General features: G+C 68.9%; 19 protein-coding genes. 14 read left to right on the top strand and 5 right to left on the bottom strand.

Annotated features, from left to right (window positions below; genetic code table 11):
• The first annotated feature begins 124 nt into the window (after positions 1–124).
• Complete coding sequence (locus HR086_RS21210) at positions 125–1,156, top strand: L-erythro-3,5-diaminohexanoate dehydrogenase (protein WP_141646625.1); 1,032 nt, start codon at positions 125–127, stop codon at positions 1,154–1,156.
• 111 nt (positions 1,157–1,267) lie between these two features.
• Here HR086_RS21210 and HR086_RS21205 read toward each other — a convergent pair whose 3' ends face one another.
• On the bottom strand, positions 1,268–1,882 hold the full coding sequence (locus HR086_RS21205) for an ankyrin repeat domain-containing protein (RefSeq protein ID WP_174456812.1): 615 nt from the start codon (positions 1,880–1,882) through the stop codon (positions 1,268–1,270).
• Between the two features lie 149 nt (positions 1,883–2,031).
• The gene (locus tag HR086_RS21200) at positions 2,032–3,564 is read right to left on the bottom strand and encodes a catalase (RefSeq protein ID WP_174466511.1); all 1,533 of its coding nucleotides are present in this window, start codon (positions 3,562–3,564) and stop codon (positions 2,032–2,034) included.
• A gap of 260 nt (positions 3,565–3,824) precedes the next feature.
• Here HR086_RS21200 and HR086_RS21195 point away from each other — a divergent pair, with 260 nt between their 5' ends.
• The 10 genes from HR086_RS21195 to HR086_RS21150 all read left to right on the top strand — a co-directional run bounded on the left by HR086_RS21195 (position 3,825) and on the right by HR086_RS21150 (position 11,900).
• Positions 3,825–5,375 carry a lysine 5,6-aminomutase subunit alpha gene (locus HR086_RS21195; protein WP_141646622.1) on the top strand — a complete coding sequence of 517 codons (1,551 nt, stop codon included), beginning with the start codon at positions 3,825–3,827 and terminating at the stop codon, positions 5,373–5,375.
• On the top strand, positions 5,372–5,848 hold the full coding sequence (locus HR086_RS21190) for a hypothetical protein (RefSeq protein ID WP_141646621.1): 477 nt from the start codon (positions 5,372–5,374) through the stop codon (positions 5,846–5,848). The genes HR086_RS21195 and HR086_RS21190 overlap by 4 nt, the downstream gene beginning before the upstream one ends.
• 4 nt (positions 5,849–5,852) lie before the next feature.
• Entirely contained in the window at positions 5,853–6,638 is a 786-nt protein-coding gene (locus HR086_RS21185; RefSeq protein WP_174462490.1) for an OAM dimerization domain-containing protein, read from the top strand.
• Positions 6,635–7,033: a hotdog fold domain-containing protein gene (locus HR086_RS21180; protein ID WP_371745792.1), complete on the top strand. Its 399-nt coding sequence runs from the start codon at positions 6,635–6,637 to the stop codon at positions 7,031–7,033. Before HR086_RS21185 ends, HR086_RS21180 begins: the two co-directional genes overlap by 4 nt.
• Positions 7,030–7,857 carry a 3-keto-5-aminohexanoate cleavage protein gene (locus tag HR086_RS21175; protein WP_174456810.1) on the top strand — a complete coding sequence of 276 codons (828 nt, stop codon included), beginning with the start codon at positions 7,030–7,032 and terminating at the stop codon, positions 7,855–7,857. The genes HR086_RS21180 and HR086_RS21175 overlap by 4 nt, the downstream gene beginning before the upstream one ends.
• A gap of 150 nt (positions 7,858–8,007) precedes the next feature.
• Positions 8,008–8,784 (top strand): SDR family NAD(P)-dependent oxidoreductase, encoded by a 777-nt coding sequence (locus tag HR086_RS21170; RefSeq protein ID WP_174456809.1) that lies wholly within the window; start codon positions 8,008–8,010, stop codon positions 8,782–8,784.
• Positions 8,774–9,568 carry a class I SAM-dependent methyltransferase gene (locus tag HR086_RS21165; protein ID WP_174456808.1) on the top strand — a complete coding sequence of 265 codons (795 nt, stop codon included), beginning with the start codon at positions 8,774–8,776 and terminating at the stop codon, positions 9,566–9,568. The genes HR086_RS21170 and HR086_RS21165 overlap by 11 nt, the downstream gene beginning before the upstream one ends.
• A 70-nt stretch (positions 9,569–9,638) precedes the next feature.
• Positions 9,639–10,172 carry a hypothetical protein gene (locus HR086_RS21160; RefSeq protein ID WP_174462487.1) on the top strand — a complete coding sequence of 178 codons (534 nt, stop codon included), beginning with the start codon at positions 9,639–9,641 and terminating at the stop codon, positions 10,170–10,172.
• 145 nt (positions 10,173–10,317) lie between these two features.
• Positions 10,318–10,704: a hypothetical protein gene (locus HR086_RS21155; protein WP_174466510.1), complete on the top strand. Its 387-nt coding sequence runs from the start codon at positions 10,318–10,320 to the stop codon at positions 10,702–10,704.
• Positions 10,705–10,964: 260 nt separating this feature from the next.
• A complete protein-coding gene (locus HR086_RS21150) occupies positions 10,965–11,900 on the top strand; it encodes a hypothetical protein (RefSeq protein WP_174456806.1) in 936 nt (311 codons plus the stop codon).
• A gap of 3 nt (positions 11,901–11,903) precedes the next feature.
• On the opposite strand, the gene HR086_RS21145 is transcribed toward HR086_RS21150, so the two are convergent.
• Positions 11,904–13,460, bottom strand: coding sequence for a ChaN family lipoprotein (locus HR086_RS21145; protein ID WP_174456805.1), 1,557 nt, complete (start codon positions 13,458–13,460; stop codon positions 11,904–11,906).
• A gap of 115 nt (positions 13,461–13,575) precedes the next feature.
• Between HR086_RS21145 and HR086_RS21140 the strand changes: the two genes are divergently transcribed.
• Positions 13,576–16,593: a TonB-dependent siderophore receptor gene (locus HR086_RS21140; protein WP_174456804.1), complete on the top strand. Its 3,018-nt coding sequence runs from the start codon at positions 13,576–13,578 to the stop codon at positions 16,591–16,593.
• The gene (locus HR086_RS21135) at positions 16,593–17,432 is read left to right on the top strand and encodes a 5'-nucleotidase C-terminal domain-containing protein (protein WP_141646611.1); all 840 of its coding nucleotides are present in this window, start codon (positions 16,593–16,595) and stop codon (positions 17,430–17,432) included. Before HR086_RS21140 ends, HR086_RS21135 begins: the two co-directional genes overlap by 1 nt.
• A gap of 27 nt (positions 17,433–17,459) precedes the next feature.
• Here HR086_RS21135 and HR086_RS21130 read toward each other — a convergent pair whose 3' ends face one another.
• Together HR086_RS21130 and HR086_RS21125 are read right to left on the bottom strand one after the other, a co-directional pair.
• Entirely contained in the window at positions 17,460–17,747 is a 288-nt protein-coding gene (locus tag HR086_RS21130; RefSeq protein ID WP_141646610.1) for a TIGR04563 family protein, read from the bottom strand.
• Positions 17,748–17,754: 7 nt separating this feature from the next.
• A complete protein-coding gene (locus tag HR086_RS21125) occupies positions 17,755–17,958 on the bottom strand; it encodes a TIGR04563 family protein (protein WP_015350409.1) in 204 nt (67 codons plus the stop codon).
• A 453-nt stretch (positions 17,959–18,411) separates the two neighbouring features.
• Between HR086_RS21125 and tilS the strand changes: the two genes are divergently transcribed.
• Positions 18,412–19,403, top strand: a 992-nt coding sequence (gene tilS / locus HR086_RS21120; RefSeq protein WP_174466509.1) for a tRNA lysidine(34) synthetase TilS, incomplete at its 3' end; no start/stop codon positions are given.

The raw sequence follows: 19,403 nt of genomic DNA, 5'->3' as shown, positions 1-19,403 counted from the left end.
CGTCATCCCTCGGAAGCGTGACGTTGCGCTGGCCATTGCCCCAGGGGAGCGGGTAGAGGCAGAGCGCCCGCGCGCCACGGTGGCTCGGTGGCAGGTGCGGGAAGACCTTCAGGGAGATGGGAACATGAGCAACGACCTCTACGGGCTGTCTCGCGTCGTCGGTGAGAAGGGTGTGCTGCCGCAGCGTGCGCGGAAGCTGGACCCCTCGCTGCCGTGCCGCGACTCGGAGGTGCTCATCGACGTGGAGAGCCTCAACATCGACGCGGCCTCCTTCAAGCAGATCAAGGGCGAGGTGGGCGGCGACCCCGCGCGCATCGGCGAGCGCATCCAGGAGATCGTCCGGGAGCGGGGGAAGATGCAGAACCCCGTCACGGGCTCGGGCGGCATGTTGATTGGCCGCGTGAAGGAGATTGGCGCCAAGCACCCGGCGAAGGGGCAGCTCCAGATTGGAGACCGCATCGCGACGCTGGTGAGCCTGACGCTGACTCCGCTGGTGATTGAAGAGGTGAAGGCCGTCCAGGTGGACATCGACCGGCTGGACATTCGAGGGCACGCGGTGCTCTTTGCCAGCGGTATCTACGCGAAGCTCCCGTCGGACATCCCGGACACGCTGGCGCTGGCGGCGCTGGACGTGTGCGGCGCGCCCGCGCTGGTGGCGCGCTACGTGCGGCCGGGCATGACGGTGGCGGTGCTGGGCGCGGGCAAGAGCGGGGCGCTGTGTCTGGCGCAGGCGCGGCGCAACCTGGAGAGCCGGGGCAAGCTCATCGCGCTGGACGTGTCCCAGGCGGCGCTCGACATGCTGTCGTCCATCGGCCTGTGTGACGTGGCGCTGAAGGTGGATGCCACCCAGGGCGTGGACGTGATGGAGGCGGTGAGCCAGGCCACGGATGGGCAGCTCTGTGACCTGGTGGTGAACTGCGCCAGCGTGGGCAACACGGAGATGGCCACCATTCTCTCGGTGAAGGATGGCGGCACGGCCATCTTCTTCTCCATGGCCACCAGCTTCACGACGGCGGCGCTCGGCGCCGAGGGCGTGGGCAAGGACGTCACCATGCTGGTGGGCAACGGCTACGTGCCCGGTCATGCCTCGCTGACGTTGGCGCTGCTGCGCACGGAGCCGGCGCTGCTCCAGCTCTTCGCCACGCGCTACGTCTGAGCGAGCCAGCGGGGCGCAAGCCCGTCCAGAGCGGCTTGCTCCCCGCGCGTCAGGCCCCTGTCGCCGCATCCTCCGCGAGGCCATCGGTCGCGACGTGAGCGTCGTGTCGCACTACCTCGCGGCGGAGGACGCGCCATCGGTCTCGGGCGCCACGGGTGCCTGGGGCTCGGTCTGCGTCCGCGCCCAGTCGCCGACACTCCGGCCACTGGCATCGCGAGCCTCGGGAGAGGCGCCCTTCTCGCGGAGCTGGTCCACGACTTCCCGCCGCCCGAAGAGGGAGGCGAACATCAGCGCCGTCTGGCCCAGGCTGTTGGCCTGGTCCACGGCGCACGGCTGTTGGTTCAGCAGCGCGACGACGTCGCCGTAGCCCTTGAAGGCCGCGCCCATCAGCGCCGTGTTGCCGCGCTTGTCGCCCGCGCATGCATCCGCACCCGCCGAGAGCAGCGCGCGCACGGTGTCCAGATGGCCGTGGTACGCCGCGAGGATGAGCGGCGAGAAGCCCCGCGAGTCGCGAGCCTCCACGGGGGTTCCGGCCTTCAGCAACCCCGTGACAATCTCCGTGTCACCGACGCGCGCGGCGGCGAGCAGGTAGTTCTCCGCCTCGCTCGTGGCCAGCATCCGCCCCTGGGGCGCGGGCTCCGCGCGCAGGGACCACCAGGCGGCCGTCAGCACCGCGCACACCAGCACCAGGAGACCGAGGGCTCCGAGCAGCACCTTGCGAAACATGGTCGTCCTCCAGACGAAGTCGGATGAGAAGGCCGGGGCGGGGGAGGCCACCTCGCGGGGAGCGCGCCTTCCCTGGCCACGCCCCGGCCGTCTCTCAAGGGGGCCCGGCGACACCCTGGCGCCGAGACCCGTGTGAATCACCGCGAGCTTCAGCGCGTGGCGAGCGGGGCCACGGCGGCGCGAGCGTCATCCACCTTCACGCCCACCGCGTTGGCCAGCTTGGTGCCGTACTCCGCGTTGGCGACGTAGAAGTGGCCGACCATGCGCGCCTTCACGCGGGCGTCACGCACCTGACCCAGGTCCGCGGCCAGGTTCTTCACCAGCCGGTCCTTCGCGGCCGCGTCGAGCGCCGTGTAGAAGGCGCCCGCCTGCGAGAAGTTGTCCGTCTTCTCGATGGGCTGCTGCTGTGTGGTGCCGGACAGCGCGGCGCGCGAGAAGAGGTTGGCGGGGGACTCCTGCGACTCACGGGCGATGCTCGGCTCGTAGTTCACGTCCGACTTCGTGTTGGCGATGTTCATGCTGCCCGCCTGGTTGTTGCTGTTCACCGCGGCGCGCGAGCGGTTGACGGCGAGGGACTGGTAGTTGGCACCCACGCGGTAGCGCTGCGTGTCCGCGTAGGAGAAGAGCCGGCCCTGGAGGAGGCGGTCCTCGGACGGCTCGATGCCGGAGGGCTGTACGCCCGGGGAGAACGCGGCCTGCTCGGTCTCCTCGAAGAAGTTGTCCGGCATCTTGTTGAGGACGAACTTGCCCAGCTTGATGGAGGGCACCTTGTCCTCCGGCCAGATCTTCGTCGGGTCCAGCGGGTTGAAGCTGAAGCTGTCCAGGTCCTTGGGGTCCAACACCTGCGCGGACAGCTCCCACGCGGGGAACTTGCCCGCGCCAATGGACGCATACAGGTCCGTCGTCGCGTGCTGGTGGTCCTCGCCCGCGGTGCGCGCGGCCTCCTCGGAGGTCAGGCTCTTGACGCCCTGCTGCGAGGCCCAGTTGAACTTGACGTAGCGGTACTCACCCTTGGCGTTGACGAACTTGAACGCGTGGACGCCGTGCCCGTTCATCTGGCGGTAGTTCGCCGGGATTCCGATGTCCGAGTACACCTGCGTCAGCATGTGCGTGGACTCGGGGATGTGTGAGAAGAAGTCGAAGAAGCGGTTCGGGTCCTGCTTGTTGTTGATGGGCGACGGCTTGAGCGAGTGCACCATGTCCGGGAACTTGATGGCGTCGCGGATGAAGAAGATGGGCAGGTTGTTGCCCACCAGGTCCCAGTTGCCCTCGTCCGTGTAGAACTTGAGCGCGAAGCCGCGTGGGTCCCGCAGCGTCTCCGGCGAGCCGGACGGATGAATGACGGTGGAGAAGCGCACGAACAGGGGCGTCTTCTTCCCCTTGCTGGAGAAGACGGACGCGCGCGTCAGGTTGGAGAAGTTGCCGTAGCTCTCGAAGACGCCATAGGCACCCGTGCCACGCGCGTGGACGACGCGCTCCGGGATGCGCTCACGGTCGAACCGGGCCAGCTTCTCGATGAGGTGGAAGTCCTCCAGCAAGATGCCGCCGCGCGGGCCGGCCGTCTTTGAGCTTTGATTGGTGCCCACGGCGGCACCGGTGTCCGTGGTGAGGGGCGGCGGATTGGCTGCGAAGGCAGGACCACTGAGCAACACGGCCGACAGCAACAGGGAGCGGGTTTTCATTCGAAGTCTCCTCTCGGGGGATGAGGCGGACCGCTCCAGAGCACGCGCCGTGCCGATTCCTGGATTCCAATAAATCCAAAGGCTTGTCACGAAGCCAACAACGCCGCTCACCGGCATGTCGGTGGAAACACCGCCTGCTCGGTGCAGGGGATCATCGCTTTTTCGGTGCGTTGGCTCCAGAACCGATAATGCGGTGCGGCAGCGCGTTCGGGGTCTGCTTCGGCGCTTCCTGTAGGCGTTTGGGCGGGTAAGGTGCGCGGATGCCTGGCCCGTTCATTGACGACGCGCAGATTGCGCACGCGCGCACTCTGGCGGAAGAGATCGTCAACCCGATCTTCGACCTCATCCGCCGTAACACCACTGTATCCATCGAGCGCACCGTGTTGCGCTTCTTCGGCATTTCCGGGGCCGGCGCGCGGGGGGTTCCGCTCGCCAACCTGATGGTCGACAAGCTCAAGGCCGCCGGGGTGCTCAACCGGGGCGCCGCCTATTGGTATGGCCGGGCGCTCCAGTTGGGCGCCAAGAGCCCGCTGGAGGCCGTGGAGCGGCTGACGGCGCTGCCGACGGACAAGCTGGGTCCGCTGTCTCCGGAAGTCGAACAGAACCTCCGCGCCGAGGTGCGCGCGGAAGCCCGCTCCGCCCTGGAGGACATGAAGTCCCGCCTCGCCGCGCGCGACGCGCTCCGCCAGCAGTTCCCCATGTCGCCGGCGCCGCACAAGTACGTCATCGTGGCCACGGGCAACATCTACGACGACGTGGACCAGGCTCGGGCCGCGGCCCAGGCCGGCGCGGACGTCATCGCCGTCATCCGCTCCACCGCGCAGTCCCTGCTGGACTACGTGCCTCACGGCGCGACGACGGAGGGCTACGGCGGCACGTACGCCACCCAGGAGAACTTCCGCATCATGCGCGAGGCCCTGGATGAGGAGAGCCGCAAGCTCAAGCGCTACATCCAGCTCACCAACTACTCGTCCGGCCTGTGCATGTCGGAGATCGCCTTCTGCGCGGCCTACGAGAAGCTGGACATGCTGCTCAACGACGCGATGTACGGAATCCTCTTCCGCGACATCAACATGCGGCGCACCTTCATCGACCAGTACTTCAGCCGCCGCATCTGCGCGCTCGCCGGCATCATCATCAACACCGGCGAGGACAACTACATCACCACCGCGGATGCGTACGACGCGGCCCACACCGTCATCGCCAGCCAGTTCATCAACGAGTGCTTCGCCAAGCGCGCGGGCCTCAAGGACTGGCAGCTGGGCATCGGTCACTCGTACGAGATCGACCCCTACCGGGACGACACGCTCCTGTTGGAGCTGTCGCAGGCGATGCTGGTGCGCCGCTGCTTCCCGGACGCGCCGCTGAAGTACATGCCGCCCACCAAGCACAAGGAGACGGACATCTTCTTCAGCCACGCGTACGACGTGATGGCGGACCTGGTGGCCATCTGGACGAAGCAGGGCATCCAGCTGCTCGGCATGATGACGGAGGCCATGCACACGCCGCTGCTCGCGGACCGCTTCGTGGCGCTCAAGTCCGCCAACTACATCCACCGCGCCGCGCGGGGCATCGACGAGGAGTTCACCGTTCGCGAGGACGGGAAGATCGCCAACCGGGCCCGCGAGGTGTTCGGCCAGGCGATGAAGCTGCTCCAGGAGTGCCGCGACGAGGGCATGGTGGCGGCCATTGGCAAGGGTCACTTCGGCGACGTGAAGCGCGAGGAGACCGGCGGCAAGGGGTTGGATGGCGTGATGGAGAAGGCTCCCGATTACTTCAACCCGTTCCTGGAAATCCTGGAGGCAACATGATGCTCGGTACCATCCTGACCGTGGTGATGGCCGCGGGCGGCTCGGCGGACTCGCTGGCGCAGTTCCAGGTGAAGAACGTGGGCGTGCAGGTGCCCGCCGCGTGGAACCGCTCCGTCGAGGACGGGACGACAAAGTTCACCGCGCCCAGCGGCGACGCGTACTTCCTGGTGGACGTGGGCTCGGTGCAGACGGCGGGCATGAAGGCCCAGGTCTGCGTGGACAAGATTGTCGCCGGCATCGGCGGGGCCAACTGGGAGCGCCTCAAGGTGGGCGGGCAGCCGGCGGCCAAGCGGCTGGACTCGGACAATTCGACGAACGGCGGGGTGGTGGACACGGTGACGTACGTCGGGTGCGATGGGCGCACGACGTGGTCGGTCGTCTTCCACCTGGAGCAGCGCAAGAAGGAGCGCTTCGCCGCGCTCGCCGACAAGGTGGGCACCAGCGTGAAGATTCAGCGGGCCGGGGGGAAATGATCCGATGGTGAAGCCCAGCAAGCAGATCATCCGTCCCTACGGAGACCGTCGGGACGACGGCGTGGTGCAGCTGTCGTTCACCCTGCCGGTGCCCCTGTCGGAGAAGGCCAAGGAGGCCGCCGCCGTCTTCACGAAGAAGATGGGGTTCTCCGACGTCAAGGTCGCCGCCGCCGAGCGCGCCGCCGACAATTACACGTTCTTCATCGTGTACGCCCGCTCGGGCATGTACCTGGACTACGCCGAAATCGACGTGCCGGAAGTCGTCGTGAAGAAGATGTCCTTCGACGACCTCAACGCCTTCATCAAGGAGAAGGTCGGCCGTCGCATCGTCGTGTTCGGCGCGTGCACGGGAACGGACACTCACACGGTGGGAATCGACGCCATCCTGAACATGAAGGGCTACGCGGGCGACTACGGCCTGGAGCGCTACCCCGGGTTCGAGGCGTTCAACCTGGGCAGCCAGGTGCCCAACGAGGACCTCATCAAGAAGGCGATGGCGAAGAAGGCCGACGCCATCCTGGTGAGCCAGGTCGTCACGCAGCGCGACGTGCACAAGGACAACTCGCGGCAGTTCATCGACGCGGCGAAGGCCGCGGGCATCCACGGCAAGGTGCAACTGCTCCTGGGTGGCCCGCGCGTGGACCACAAGCTGGCGCTGGAGCTGGGCTTCGACGCCGGCTTCGGGCCGGGCACCAAGCCGTCCGACGTGGCCAATTACATCGTCCATGCGCTCCTGAAGAAGGAAGGCAAGGAGCCCAAGGACGCGCACTACCAGGGAGAGCCGACGTGAGCACTGGGACGAAGGCCATCATCCGCCTGCGCATGAGCAGCCACGACGCGCACTACGGCGGCAACCTGGTGGACGGCGCGCGCATGCTGGGCCTGTTCGGCGACGTGGCCACGGAGCTGTGCATCCGGGCGGACGGCGACGAGGGCCTGTTCCGCGCATACGACTCGGTGGAGTTCCTGGCGCCGGTGTACGCGGGAGACTTCATCGAGGCGGAGGGCGAAATCATCAGTGCGGGCAACACGTCGCGGAAGATGCGCTTCGAGGCCCGCAAGGTCATCCGGCCTCGCACGGATGTGAATGATTCGGCGGCGGACCTGTTGCCGGAGCCTGTCGTGGTGTGCCGTGCTTCGGGCACCTGCGTGGTTCCCAAGGACAAGCAGCGAGGCCAGCGATGAGCACTCCCATGGTCATCACCGCGGCGATGGTGGGCGCGGAGACGACGCGCGAGCAGACGCCGCACCTGCCCATCACCGCCGAGGAGATCGCCGAGGACGCCTTGCGCTGTCGCGAGGCCGGCGCGGCGATGGTGCACCTGCACGTGCGCACCGCGGACGGCAAACCGTCCCAGGACGCGGAGCTGTTCCGGGCCGCCATCCGGGCCATCCGCAAGCGCACCGACGTGCTCATCCAGACGTCCACCGGAGGCGCGGTGGGCATGACGGTGGACCAGCGCTGTGGCCCGCTGACGCTCACGGGAGAGGACAGGCCGGACATGGCCACGCTCACCACGGGCACGGTGAACTTCGGCGAAGAGGTGTTCTGGAACCCGCGCCCGCTGGTGCGGGACATCGCCAAGAGAATCAAGGCGCTGGGCCTCCGGCCGGAGCTGGAGTGCTTCGACGTGGGCATGCTCGACGAGGCCCGCTATCTGGCGAAGGAGGGCCTGGTGGACCTGCCGGCGCACTTCGACTTCGTGCTCGGCGTGCCGGGCACGCTGCAGGCGCGGCCGGAGGTGCTGGACTTCATGATTGCCTCGCTGCCGGAGGGGAGCACCTGGACGGTGGCCGCGGTGGGCCGTCACCAGCTTCCCTTCGTGGACGAGGCGGCGAAGCGAGGCGGCAACGCGCGGGTGGGCCTGGAGGACAACATCTACGTGTCCAAGGGCGTGCTCGCGAAGGGCAACTGGGAGCTGGTGGCCGAGGCCGCCAAACGCGCCCGGGCCCATGGCCGCGAGCCCGCGACGCCAGAGCAGGCGCGCAAGCTTCTGCGCCTGAGCTGATGAACTCCCGCCGACGCGCCTTCCTCGCGTCGGCGGTTTTCTTTTCCATGTCAGCAACCGCGGGCCTTTTGCGTCGGCAGCAGCCGGACGCCACCCGTCTGTCCGGATTCCGGCGCGACAGGGCCCCATGTCTTCCGAGGAGCCATCTGAATGGACACGGAGCTGAGGGGCAAAGGCGTCCTGGTGACGGGCGGCGCGGGCGGTATTGGCATCGCGCTGGTCCGAGCGTTCTCCGACGAAGGCGCGAAGGTGGCGGTGCACTACCGCTCTCGCGAGGCGCAGGCGCGAAAGCTCGCCAGTGAGGTGGGCGGCGCGGCGGTGGGCGCGGACCTGACGGTGGAGGCGGAGGTGGATGCCCTCGTGCCCGCGTCGGTGGCCGCGCTGGGCCGGCTGGACGTGCTGGTGTGCAACGCGGGTGTGTGGCCCGCCCCGGATGAGCCCGTCTGGGAGATGTCGTTGGCGCGCTGGCGCCGCACGCTGGCGGAGAACCTGGACAGCGTCTTCCTGTGCTGCCGCGCGTTCCTCCGGCACGTGTCCACCACGGGCGTGGGCAACATCGTCATCGTCAGCTCCACGGCGGGTCTGTTCGGCGAGGCCGGGCACGCCGACTACGCGGCGGCGAAGGGCGCGCTCGCGAGCGGCTTCGTGCGCAGCCTGAAGAACGAGCTGGGTCGCATCGCCCCGCTGGGGCGCGTCAACGTGGTCTGCCCCGGCTGGACGGAGGTGGACCGCAACCGCGCCAAGCTGGAGGCCGAGGGTTTCGTGAAGCGGGTGACGCGCACCATGCCGTTGCGCAAGGTGGGCCAGCCCGAGGATGTCGCGCGCGTCGTGGTGACGCTCGCATCGGATCGCATCTCCGGCCATGTGACGGGTGAGGTCATCACCGTGGCGGGAGGCATGGAAGGAAGGGTGCTGCATGACGACTGAGTCCGTGGACGTGCGGAAGTACAATCGCGAGGCGTGGGACCGGCAGGTGGCCGCGGGAGACCGGTGGACGGTACCGGTGACGCCAGAGGTCATCGCCGCGGCGAAGCGAGGGGAGTGGAGCATCGTCCTCACCCCGACAAAGCCCGTGCCGCGCGAGTGGTTCGGTGATGTCACCGGCAAGCGGGTGCTGTGTCTGGCGGGCGCGGGCGGACAACAAGCGCCAGTGCTCGCGGCGGCGGGCGCGCGGGTGACGGTGTTGGACAACTCGCCCGCGCAGCTCGGTCAGGACCGCAAGGTGGCGGAGCGGGAGGGCCTGGAGCTGCGGCTGGTGGAGGGGGACATGAAGGACCTGTCCGCATTCGAGGACGGAAGCTTCGACCTCATCTTCCACCCGTGCTCCAACGCCTTCGTGGACGACGTGCGGCCCGTCTGGCGCGAGGCCTTCCGTGTGCTGCGTCCGGGCGGCGCGCTCCTGTCGGGCTTCAGCAACCCGGTCATCTTCCTGTTCGACCCGGACCTCCAGGAGCAGGGGGTGATGCAACTCAAGTACAAGATGCCGTACTCGGACTTCACCAGCCTCACGGATGCCGAGCGCAGCAGGTACACCGACAAGGGTGAGCCCCTCTGCGTGGGGCACTCGCTCCAGGACCAGATGGGCGGACAGCTCGACGCGGGCTTCCTCCTCGCTGGCTTCTTCGAGGACCGGCACGTCGCGGGCGACAAACTCTCCGAATACTTCGAGGGTTTCATCGCCACCCGCGCGGTGAAACCCGGCGCGCCCTGAGCACCCGAGCCTTCGCGACACAAAAGTGGGTTGCGCTGAGGGTCTGAAAAGACTCCCGCAAGGAGCGCAAATGCGTACACCCTGGCGTATCTCCTCGTTCTGTTTCGTGAGCCTCGCGCTGCTGGGCGCGGGTTGTGAGCCGGCGCCGTCGCCGGTGTCGTCCGAGTCAGGCGCGGTGTTGGAGCAGAAGAAGGACCGCGCGGTGGGTGACGTGAAGTTGTTCTGCGAAATCCCGCAGGACGGCAGCTACTTCGAGCTGAAGCAGACGGCGACGGGCTACGAGGGCGTGGTGGCGACGCAGGTCTATGACCCGTGGGACTGCCGCTGCATCTACCTGAAGCGCGAGGTGGTGGGGCAGTACACGTCCTGCCAGTTCGCCCCGTCGGACCCGCGCATCGTGAGCTGCTGGCGCCGCGAGCCCAATGGGACGATTGGGAAGATGGGCATGTTCTCCACGAAGGTGACGCGGCAGTCGCTCGTCATCGGTGGACCCACCCAGGAGGTGTCGGACCAGCTCCTGGATATCGGCGTCGTCAACCAGGACCCGGGCCAGACGCCGCGGCGCGACTTCTCCTACGCGCTCAATGACTGCACGGCGGGCTAGCGAGCACGAAGGGGGAGGGGAGGTGCTCCAGCCCGGTGCCGGAGCGTGGATTTAACCTTCTCCTCCGCGCGGGGTTCTTCCAGGCAACGAGGACGCGAGCGGGAGTGCCGCTCGCGTCCAGTTCAACCCACTGGAGAGCCTCACCATGCGTCAGAGTTTCCTGCTGCGTTCCCTTGTCACGGCTTCGCTCCTGTTCTCCGTTCCGGTGCTCGCGGAGGACACCGCGCCCGCGCCGCAATGCAAGGAGGGCCACCACGGGCGGCATGGCCACAAGGGCATGAAGGGAGAGCGGAAGCTCGCCCGGATGGAGCACCGCTTGGACCGCGCGGTGTCCGAAGGTCGCCTCACCCAGTCGCAGGCGGACCAGTTCAAGACGGAGGCCCGCCAGTTGCGAGAGGAGCTGAAGGCCCAGCGTGACGCGGCCGGCGGTCAGCTCTCCGAGGACCAGCGCCTCCAGGTGCGTGAGCGTGTCCGTGCCCTGCGCGAGAAGGTGAAGGCCGCCGTGCAGGCCACCGCGCCCACGAAGACCTGAGTCAGAAAGGCAGCGGGTTCCCATGGAGCGTGAGGCCTTCCCAAGACAGGCCAGACGCTGACCCCGGCGGGCCGTGCCGCACCCGCCTCCCGCCGTCATCACGGAACCCGCGGTTCCAAGATGGAGATCGTGGTGGAGGCCGCCTGAAGATTCTCGACGAGCGCAGAGGGGCCCTGGAAGCAAGCGGCCTCGCCGACGACGCGCACGCGCGGCGTGACGGACCTTGGGGAATCGCGCAGACTCGTGGCACGAGGTCTCGCATGCGACTGGTGGTGTCCCTGGTGGTGTTCGTGTCGCTCGTCGGATGCGGTGCGCACTCGTCGCGCGCGTTCCTCGGCGACGCCGCGGCTCCTGCTCCCTCTCGAACTCCCGTGGACGACGCGGAGTTGCTCCGGGTCCAGGCCCGCGCCCGCTACATCGTCGAGGCGGAGCGTGCCGCCATTCGCGCCACGGACGTGCTGATGGAGAGCAAGGACGTGGACCTGAGTCCCGCCCGGATGCAGATGCACGTCACCCTGCCTCACGAGGGCGCGTGGTACGGCCTCTTCGGCCGGGTGGACGACGCGGGGACCTTCATCCCGGCCTACGCGTTGAAGGCGCCGCACGAGGAGCCCGAATGGATGGAACTCATCCCCGTGGACACGCTTCCCGTCGACTTCAGTCCCGTGGCTCGGGCCGTGAAGACGGCGAAGCAGATCACCGTGGAGACCTTCGGGCGAACCAGCGTCAACCCGGTGGTCGTCCGGGAGGCGTCGGGCGACATCACCGTGTACACGCTGCAGGGCACGCGAGATCCGAAGCGCTTCTTCTACGGGGGTGACTTCCGGTTCCGCTTCGCTCCGGATGGCAGGACGCTGCGCGAGCAGGTGAAGCTGCACCCGAGCGTCATCGCGGTCGACGTCGCGCCCATCACCGAGGATGCCTCGCGGATGGATGCCCACCTGCACCAGCACTTCAAGGGGCCGCTGGAGACGGAGCTGGCCCTGCTGATGCTCTATCCGGAGCTGACCTCGCTGGCGGTGGGCCACGTGGACACGGCGGTGACCTACGTCCTGTTCCCGGATGGCAGCATCAGCGTCGTCACCGAGGACAATCCCGCGACGAGGCGAGACCTGCTGTCGGATGGCACCTTCGCGCCCGCGCCCGATGCGGCGAAGCCTCCGGAGCCGGAGGCCTCCCACGAGCAGGCGCCGTGAGCCTCAGTCGCGCAGCCGCTCGGCCCACGTGAAGTACACGGTCCGCGCCTCCACGAAGGGGTCCCTGAACAAGGCGCGGACTTCCGCCTTCGCCAGGCGCCCCTCGTCGAACGCGCGGTAGAGCCTGTCTCCGAGCAGGTAGCCCAGTGCGTGGCTGACGCCATGGAACAGGCGGTCCTTGCGCAGGGGCAGCAGCTTCACCGCCTCCTCGGGCGCCTCCAGCTCCGCGGCCTTGTGCGCCAGCACGAAGGCGGAGACCTGCCGCTCGACGCCTCGGCTCTCGCCGAAACGCTTCGCCCACTCGGCCAGCCCCAGACACGTGCGTCGCGGGTTCACCAGTCGGGAGCCGAAGAACCCCAGCGCCTCTTCCATGCACCGCGCGTAGAACGCGTCGGACGCCGTGCGAGGCGCCTCCATCGCGCTGCCCACCGCGCAGTGCCGCACGAAGTGCGCGGCTTCTTCCGCCGCGTGGTTCAAGGACAGCGAGGCAAGATAGGCCGTCCGCGCTCGGGGGATATAGCTGCTCTCCCGAGACAGGATGTGGCGGCGCAACTGGGACAGCTCCGCCTGCGTGAAGCGCCCGCGCCGCTGGATGCGCGCCAGCACGTCTCCGTCCGCCACCGTGGCGACTTCCACCGACTCCAGCGCGCGCACCACCGGCACACCCGCGAGCCGGCCGATGAGCGCCGCCATCTCCCGGAAGCGCTCCGAGGCGCCCCGGTCCATCAACGGTGAGTCTCCGGCCTCTGCTTCCAGGTAATCCAGGAAGCTTTGCTGGCAGACGACAGGGGAGGCGTTGAGCAGGCACACGGTGTCGTCCGCCAGCTCCACCGCCTCGGCCACGCCCATGCGCCCGTCGCGGGCCAGCCGCCACCAGACGCCTTCCGCGTTCTGGTAGACGACGAGGCCTCGTCGCGTGTCGTCACCGAGCGCGCGCTCCACCTGCGTGGGCAGGTGACACGGCGCCACGTGGTACTGGCCCACCAGGACGAGGACGAGCGGACGGTCCTCGGCTCGGGCGACCCGCGCGATGCGCTCCGCGGCGTAGGCATCCCTCAGCGCGAGCGAGCGTTCACCCTGGGCGCGCCGGTCGATGCCCACGACTTCCAGGCGGTGGCGCCGGGCGAAGGCGAGCAGCGTGCGCAGCGTGGTGCCCGGGCCGAAGCCCGCACCCTCCGTTTCACCGCCCAGCCGCGCCAGGAGGGAGCGCTCCGAGAGACGTCCCGTGCGCCAGGCATCGAGCGAGGCCTGGTGTCGGCCCTCGATGCACTCGAGGGCCAGGACGACGCGGCGACCCGAGGTGAGCGCGCGTTCGACGAGCTCCAGGTAGGTCTGCTGCGCCAACGGCAGCGTGTGGTAGTCGCCCACGTACACCACGTCCGAGGCGCGCACGCGCTGGTGCACCTCGGTCAGCGGCAGGACGCGCCGATAGCTGGCGGTACGCCGCCGGTAGCGGGCCTCGTAGGAGCGGAAGGCATCTGTCTGCCCGTCCACCACGCGGGCGATTTGTGCCCGCTGACGACGGAAGAGGGCAAGGTGCAGGGCGAGCGAGTCGCGCATGGAGTGCGGCGATCCCTCGCACGGCCCTGAAGGCCCGGCAAAAAATCAGCGGCGAGTGGCCCGGGGGCTCCCTTCCTTGACTCGGGGATCGGGGCAATGGACCATCCCCCTCAGCTTGAAGAACACACTCGCGCGCGCGACCCTCCTCAGCTTCGTGCTCTTCCTGGCGGTACCTGTCCGTGCCGAGGAGCCTTCTCTTCTTCACTCCGCACCGACCCGCGCCGAGCCCAAGCTGCCTCTGCGGCTGGACGGCACGCTCGTGGAAGGCGGTCGCATCCTGGAGATGTACGTCCGCTACCGCGGCCCGGGCGAGCCGTTCGCCCGCGTGCTGATGGAGCGCCAGTACGGCGACCTCTATCGCGGCGTCATCCCCGCCGAGCACATGGTGCCGCCGGGCGTCGAGTACTACGTCGAGGGCCTCACCGCCGACGGTGAGCGCATCCCCATCTTCCAGACGGCCGCGCGGCCCGCGCGCGTGTTCGTGGCGGGCGACGTGTCCGCGACCGCGAGCCGGCCCGCGACGCCGGAGCCGGCGCCTTCCAACTCCGCCGACGAGCGACCGTCCACCCGGACGCCACCTCCCGAGCGCACCCGGACGCCGCCGCCCACGAGCAGCACCTCCGACGACGATTCGATGGCGGCCCTCACCGCGGACCTGCCCTCCGATGTTCCGCCGCCGAAGGCGTCGTCGCGGGACACCCGCACCCCCTCGACGTCGCGCGAGCCTCCGCCTCCGACGCGAGGAAGCGCGACCACCTCACGCGAGCCCACTCGAGGGACGCGAGAAGCGCCCCCGCGTGAGTCGGGGACCTCCCGCGACGCGACCGCCCGCGAGGCTGGAACCTCACGTGACGCGCCCACGCGAGAGGCTGGCACTTCACGCGACGCACCCATTCGTGAGCCCGTGGCCTCGCGTGACTCCTCCCGGGAGTCCTCGACGCGCGACACGTCATCCTCGCGAGAGTCCTCCTCGCCGCGCGAGAGCGCGGTCGTCGTGCCGCCGCGCTCGGAGCTGGAAGAGGACATGGCCCTCTACAGCGCCGAGGACACCCTGGCCCTGGCCACGCGCCACGAGGAGAAGGTCCGCAAGGTGCCCGCCATCGCCGCCTCGTTCGGCCGCGAGCAGATCAGCGCGCTGGGTGCCCGCACCGTCGCCGACGTGCTGGACGTGGTGCCCGGGCTCACCATCAGCCGCGACGTGCAGGGCTTCCATCGCACGGCGGTGCGCGGCCTGCGCAATGACGCCGAGGTGCTGTTCCTGCTCAACGGCCATCGCCTCAACAACTTCTTCGACGGCAAGGCGCTGATGAACCTGCCGGTGGAGAACCTGGAGCGCATCGAGGTCATCCGCGGTCCGGGCTCCGCCCTCTACGGCGCGGGAGCCTTCCTGGGCGTGGTGAACATCGTCACCGACACCTCGGATGGTGTGCGCACGGCCGTCTCCGCCGGAGGCTTCCCGGAGAAGGACGACCGCCTGGCCATCACCGTCAACGGGCATGCGTCGGCGGGAGAGACCTTCGGCGACCTGCGCCTCTTCGCGGACGCGGACGTGTGGAACCAGACGGGTGACTCGAACGTCATCGAGCACGACGGCCTGGATGACGAGTCCACCTCCCAGGGCCTTCGCGCGGTGGAAGACCCCGCGGGCAAGACGCGGGATGACCGCTTCCTCCTCAACCTGGGCGGTGGCGCCACCTACGCCATGGGAGACGCGGGGCGCCTGGGTGCCTCGGTGCGCTTCCTCACCGAGAACCGCACCGCCCTGATGGGCCTCTTCGACACCGTGGGCGAGGACTCCGAGCTGAAGTGGAACGTCCTCATGGCGGACCTCCAATGGGAGCGCGCCATCGGGTCCTCGGTGCTGCTGCGCGCGCGGGCCGGGTTCGACCAGCAGTCCACCGACCGCCTCTTCCAGATCACCCCCCTGAACTTCCGCACGGGCCCGGACGCCAACCAGCTCTTCGACAAGGGCCTGCGGGAGCGCACGCGCATCTCCGTGCGTTCGATCACCGGCGGAGTGGACGCGGACATCTCCCTGTCGGCCAACAACCGGCTGTCGCTGGGCGCGGTGGTTGAGCAGCAGTCGCTGGGCGACTACGACTACGAGACCAACTACACGCTGGACGCGCGCGTGCGCCCGGAAGGCTTCACCGCGCCCGAGGGGCTCACGGACCTGCTGGGCCTCGCGGATGGCGCCGCGTCACGCCGGCTCATCGTGGGCTTCTTCGCGCAGGACCAGTGGACCGTCATCACCCCCCTGACGCTCACGTTCGGCGTGCGAGTGGATGCCACGCAACTGCCCACCGTGGACGGCTCGGGCACCATCACCGGCACCAGCTTCGTGCCCAGCATCAATCCCCGCGTGGGCCTGGTGTTCTCCGCCACGGACGCCCTGGTGCTCAAGGCCCTGTACGGCCGAGCGTTCCGCGCGCCCACGCTCCAGGAACTCGTGGAGCGCATCCCGGACACGACCTACAACCAGGGCCGCTTCGAGGGAAACCCGCGCCTGCAGCCCTCCACGGTGGACACCTTCGAACTGGGCGCCGACCTCATCCAGTCCGCCGGAGAGGCTCGCGTGCGGCTGCGCGCCAACGCGTACCTGGAGCTCTTCGACTCGCCCATCATCCCGGTGGACACGTCCGGCAACATCGTCCCGCTGCGCAACCGCGAGCTGGGCGTGCGCGTGTACGGCATCGAGGGTGAGGCCCGCCTGGAGGCCTCCAAGCGCGCCAACGCCTGGTTCAACGCGAGCATCTCCCGCGCGCAGGACATGGAGCTGCCCTCGCAGTCCCGCCTGCTCACGGATACGCCGCAGGCCCGCTTCAACGCGGGCGTGTCCATGCCCATTGGCGCGTGGGTGAACTTCGACGTGGTGGTGCGCACGGGCGCGGAGCGACGCAACAACAGCCGCTCCGTGCTGGAGCTGGTCCGCCGCTACAAGATTCCCGCCTACAGCCTCATCACCGCGCAGATTCGCAGCGAGCCCATCGCCGACATCTGGGAGGTGTCGCTGGTGGCGCACAACGTCTTCGACCATGACCTTCGCGACGATGTTCCCCGCCCGGACCGCGTCACCGGGAGCCTCCCGCGCGAGGGCATGTCCGGCTACCTCACCGTGAGGGCCCACTTCTGATGCCGCTCCCCAAGTCCATCATCGCCGCGCTCGCGTGCGCCCTGGCGTCGCCTCTCGCCGGGTGCATCTCCTACAACGACTCGTGCCAGCCGCTCGTCGCGGACCCGGATGCCGTCGTCGGCTACCTGGGCCAGGACGTCCAGCTCGACAAGCCCTTCACCCGACATGACAACAACGCGCTGGCGCAGTTGGTCGCCGACGCGTTCCTTCATGCCGAGGACGGCTCGGTGCGGCCCGCCGTGCTGGGCGTCGTCAACGGCGGCTCGCTGCGCGCGGAGGGCCTCTGCTACACGCGCATGGCGCTGCGCAAGGGACCGCTCACCGACGGCGTACTCCACGAGGTCATCCTCTTCGAGAACCTCATCGTCACCGTGGACCTCACCGAGCGCGAGGTCGTGGGGATGATGGAGAACAGCGTGGGCGCCCTGTACGTGGAGGGACAGCTCATCGCCTCGCCCTCCGGCGCCTTCCTCCACGTGTCCGCGGGGACGTCGGTGCGCGTGGACTGCTCACGCCCCAAGGGCGAGCGGGTGCGGGCGCTGACAGTGGGGGGGCAGCAGATTCCGCTGCCGCCTCGCGACGACGCGAGCATCCGCTATCGCGTGGCCATGCCCAGCTTCCTGCTCGAGGGGGGCGACGGCTACGGCACGGTGTTCGGCAATGCCGGTCAGGACCCTGACCGGAACCCGGTGCAGGCGCGAAAGCTGGGCGGCACCGACGCGAACATCGCCTCGGCGTACATGCGGGAGAAGTACCCCACGCCCGTCCAGGCGCTCTCCGAGGAGCCTCGCGTCGTCTTCGAGAACTGCGCGCTGCCCGCGAGGCCCGCCGGCGGGTGAGTGCCGGTGGGCCGCTCGCGGGGCCCTTCAGGACTTGGGCTCGTCCGGGTTCGGAGCGGCCGCCACCATGCTCGGTGGGGTCGCGGGCGCCGCCGCCGCCGGGCTCGCCACGACAGGGGCGGGACGCGGTGGAGGAGGCGAGCTGAGCACGTCGTTGACCGACGGCATTCTCCGAATCTCCGCACGCGCGACCTTCCACGCCTGCTGGACAATCCAGGAGAGCGAGCGGTCCTGCCTCGTCGCCTCGCGCTGGATTTCCTCCAGCATGTCCTCCGGGAAGTAGAGGCTTTGTTTGCGGTGGTCGGTGGTGGCCATGCCTGCGCTACTCCTCGCGCGGGTCCTGGCGCTCGTCGCCAGTCACGTCGTTGACGGCGGGGAACGACTTGATGCGCTCGCGGGCGATCTTCCACGCCTGCTGGACAACCCAGGAGAGGGAGCGGTCCTGTCGATTCGCTTCCTCCTGAATCTCCTTCAGCATCTCCTCGGGGAAGTACAGCGACTGCTTGCGCTTGTCGGTGCCTGCCATACTTGAGTCTCCGGGGCGGATTCGAGGTGACGACCTGAACACACCGGGGCCGTTATCCGACAGACGCCCAAGAGGGTCAACGGTTTCGGAGGACTCATTCCGCGCTCGCTGGGTCCTCGCCCGGGCACGTTCAGTCAAGCCTGACGTATCCAACTGTGCGCGAAAAAGGAAACGCCCCGGCCCTCGCGACAGGAGGACCGGGGCGTCTCGGAAAGAGGGACCGCCGGGAGTGGATCTCCCAGCGGACCCGTGGGCCCAGAGGGGGAGGGGGGGGACCCCTAGGCCCAACACCTTGAAAATTCGACCGTCCCCTCAACAACTCCGGGGGCCGCGCATATTTCCTCTTCCGAGTCCGCGCCCATCCGGTGTGACGATCATAAGAACCAGCCCCCCTGCCTTCAACCGCACGCGCCTCTGTAACCCTGTTACCCGACACTCCATTCCCCCTGTCAGATGTCACGCACTGGACCCACGACACGTTTGCTGACGACGACGCTGCTCGATGCGTACGCGCGCCTCGGGTTGGAGGGCCGCTCCGTGCTGTGCGCCGTCTCTGGAGGCGCGGATTCGGTGGCCCTGCTCGTCGGCACGGCGAGCGTGCGAGAGCGCCTGGGGCTGCGCGTGGAAGTCGCCACGGTGGACCATGGCCTGCGCCCCGAGTCCCGAGCGGAGACGCGGGCCGTGGCGTCGCTCGCCGCGAGGCTGGGGCTGGAGTGTCATGTCCGCGAACTGGCGCTGAAGTCTGGAGCGGGAGTGGAGGCGCGCGCGAGGCATGCGCGGTACGCGGCGCTGGAGGAGGTGCGGCTCGCGCGAGGGTTGTCGGTGGTGGCGACAGCCCACTCGGCCACCGACCAGGCGGAGACGCTGCTGATGCGGCTGGCCCGGGGGACGTCCTCGCGAGGCGCGGTGGGCATCCACGAAGCGCGTCCCGGGCTCGTCCGGCCGCTCTTGGAGCGCACGCGCGAGGAGCTGGTGAACTTTCTGGCCGAGCAGGGCGTCGAGTATTGGACAGATGCGATGAACGCCGACCCGGCCTTCTTCCGGGTGCGGGTCCGAACGGACGCCTTGCCCGCGCTCAGCCGGGCGGCCGGCTTCCGGGTGGACGCGCGGCTGGCCTCATTCGCGCGGCTGGCCGCGGAGGACGAAGCGCTGCTGAGCGAGTTGGCGGACGCGGCCTGGCACCGCGTGCGGCTGTCGGAGGGAGGATTGGATGCGGTGGCGGTGCGCGCGCTGGAACCTCCGCTGCGGCGCAGGGTGCTCGCCCGACTGCTGGCCGAGCATGACGTGGTGACGGATGCGGGGACGGTGGAGCGCGTGCTGCGCGCGGTGGAGCAGGGCGGCTCCGCGACGGTGGGGCGCGGCTCGAGGGTGCGAGCGACGGGAGGGCGGGTGCGCTGCGTGCCCCAGGTCGCCGGCGCGCGAGCCTCGCCGACGCTGTGTCTGGA

The sequence above is a fragment of the Myxococcus sp. CA039A genome (assembly GCF_013336645.1).
Taxonomy (GTDB): domain Bacteria; phylum Myxococcota; class Myxococcia; order Myxococcales; family Myxococcaceae; genus Myxococcus; species Myxococcus llanfairpwllgwyngyllgogerychwyrndrobwllllantysiliogogogochensis.
This window is presented reverse-complemented; position numbering and strand designations above follow the sequence as displayed.

Coding starts and splice junctions, on each gene's coding strand:
- HR086_RS21190 (WP_141646621.1), top strand. CDS start 5,372: ATGATGCTCGGTACCATCCTGACCGTGGTGATGGCCGCGGGCGGCTCG.
- HR086_RS21135 (WP_141646611.1), top strand. CDS start 16,593: ATGCCGCTCCCCAAGTCCATCATCGCCGCGCTCGCGTGCGCCCTGGCG.
- HR086_RS21195 (WP_141646622.1), top strand. CDS start 3,825: ATGCCTGGCCCGTTCATTGACGACGCGCAGATTGCGCACGCGCGCACT.
- HR086_RS21200 (WP_174466511.1), bottom strand. CDS start 3,564: ATGAAAACCCGCTCCCTGTTGCTGTCGGCCGTGTTGCTCAGTGGTCCT.
- HR086_RS21155 (WP_174466510.1), top strand. CDS start 10,318: ATGCGTCAGAGTTTCCTGCTGCGTTCCCTTGTCACGGCTTCGCTCCTG.
- HR086_RS21145 (WP_174456805.1), bottom strand. CDS start 13,460: ATGCGCGACTCGCTCGCCCTGCACCTTGCCCTCTTCCGTCGTCAGCGG.
- HR086_RS21150 (WP_174456806.1), top strand. CDS start 10,965: ATGCGACTGGTGGTGTCCCTGGTGGTGTTCGTGTCGCTCGTCGGATGC.
- HR086_RS21130 (WP_141646610.1), bottom strand. CDS start 17,747: ATGGCCACCACCGACCACCGCAAACAAAGCCTCTACTTCCCGGAGGAC.
- HR086_RS21160 (WP_174462487.1), top strand. CDS start 9,639: ATGCGTACACCCTGGCGTATCTCCTCGTTCTGTTTCGTGAGCCTCGCG.
- HR086_RS21175 (WP_174456810.1), top strand. CDS start 7,030: ATGAGCACTCCCATGGTCATCACCGCGGCGATGGTGGGCGCGGAGACG.
- HR086_RS21205 (WP_174456812.1), bottom strand. CDS start 1,882: ATGTTTCGCAAGGTGCTGCTCGGAGCCCTCGGTCTCCTGGTGCTGGTG.
- HR086_RS21185 (WP_174462490.1), top strand. CDS start 5,853: ATGGTGAAGCCCAGCAAGCAGATCATCCGTCCCTACGGAGACCGTCGG.
- HR086_RS21210 (WP_141646625.1), top strand. CDS start 125: ATGAGCAACGACCTCTACGGGCTGTCTCGCGTCGTCGGTGAGAAGGGT.
- HR086_RS21125 (WP_015350409.1), bottom strand. CDS start 17,958: ATGGCAGGCACCGACAAGCGCAAGCAGTCGCTGTACTTCCCCGAGGAG.
- HR086_RS21165 (WP_174456808.1), top strand. CDS start 8,774: ATGACGACTGAGTCCGTGGACGTGCGGAAGTACAATCGCGAGGCGTGG.
- HR086_RS21170 (WP_174456809.1), top strand. CDS start 8,008: ATGGACACGGAGCTGAGGGGCAAAGGCGTCCTGGTGACGGGCGGCGCG.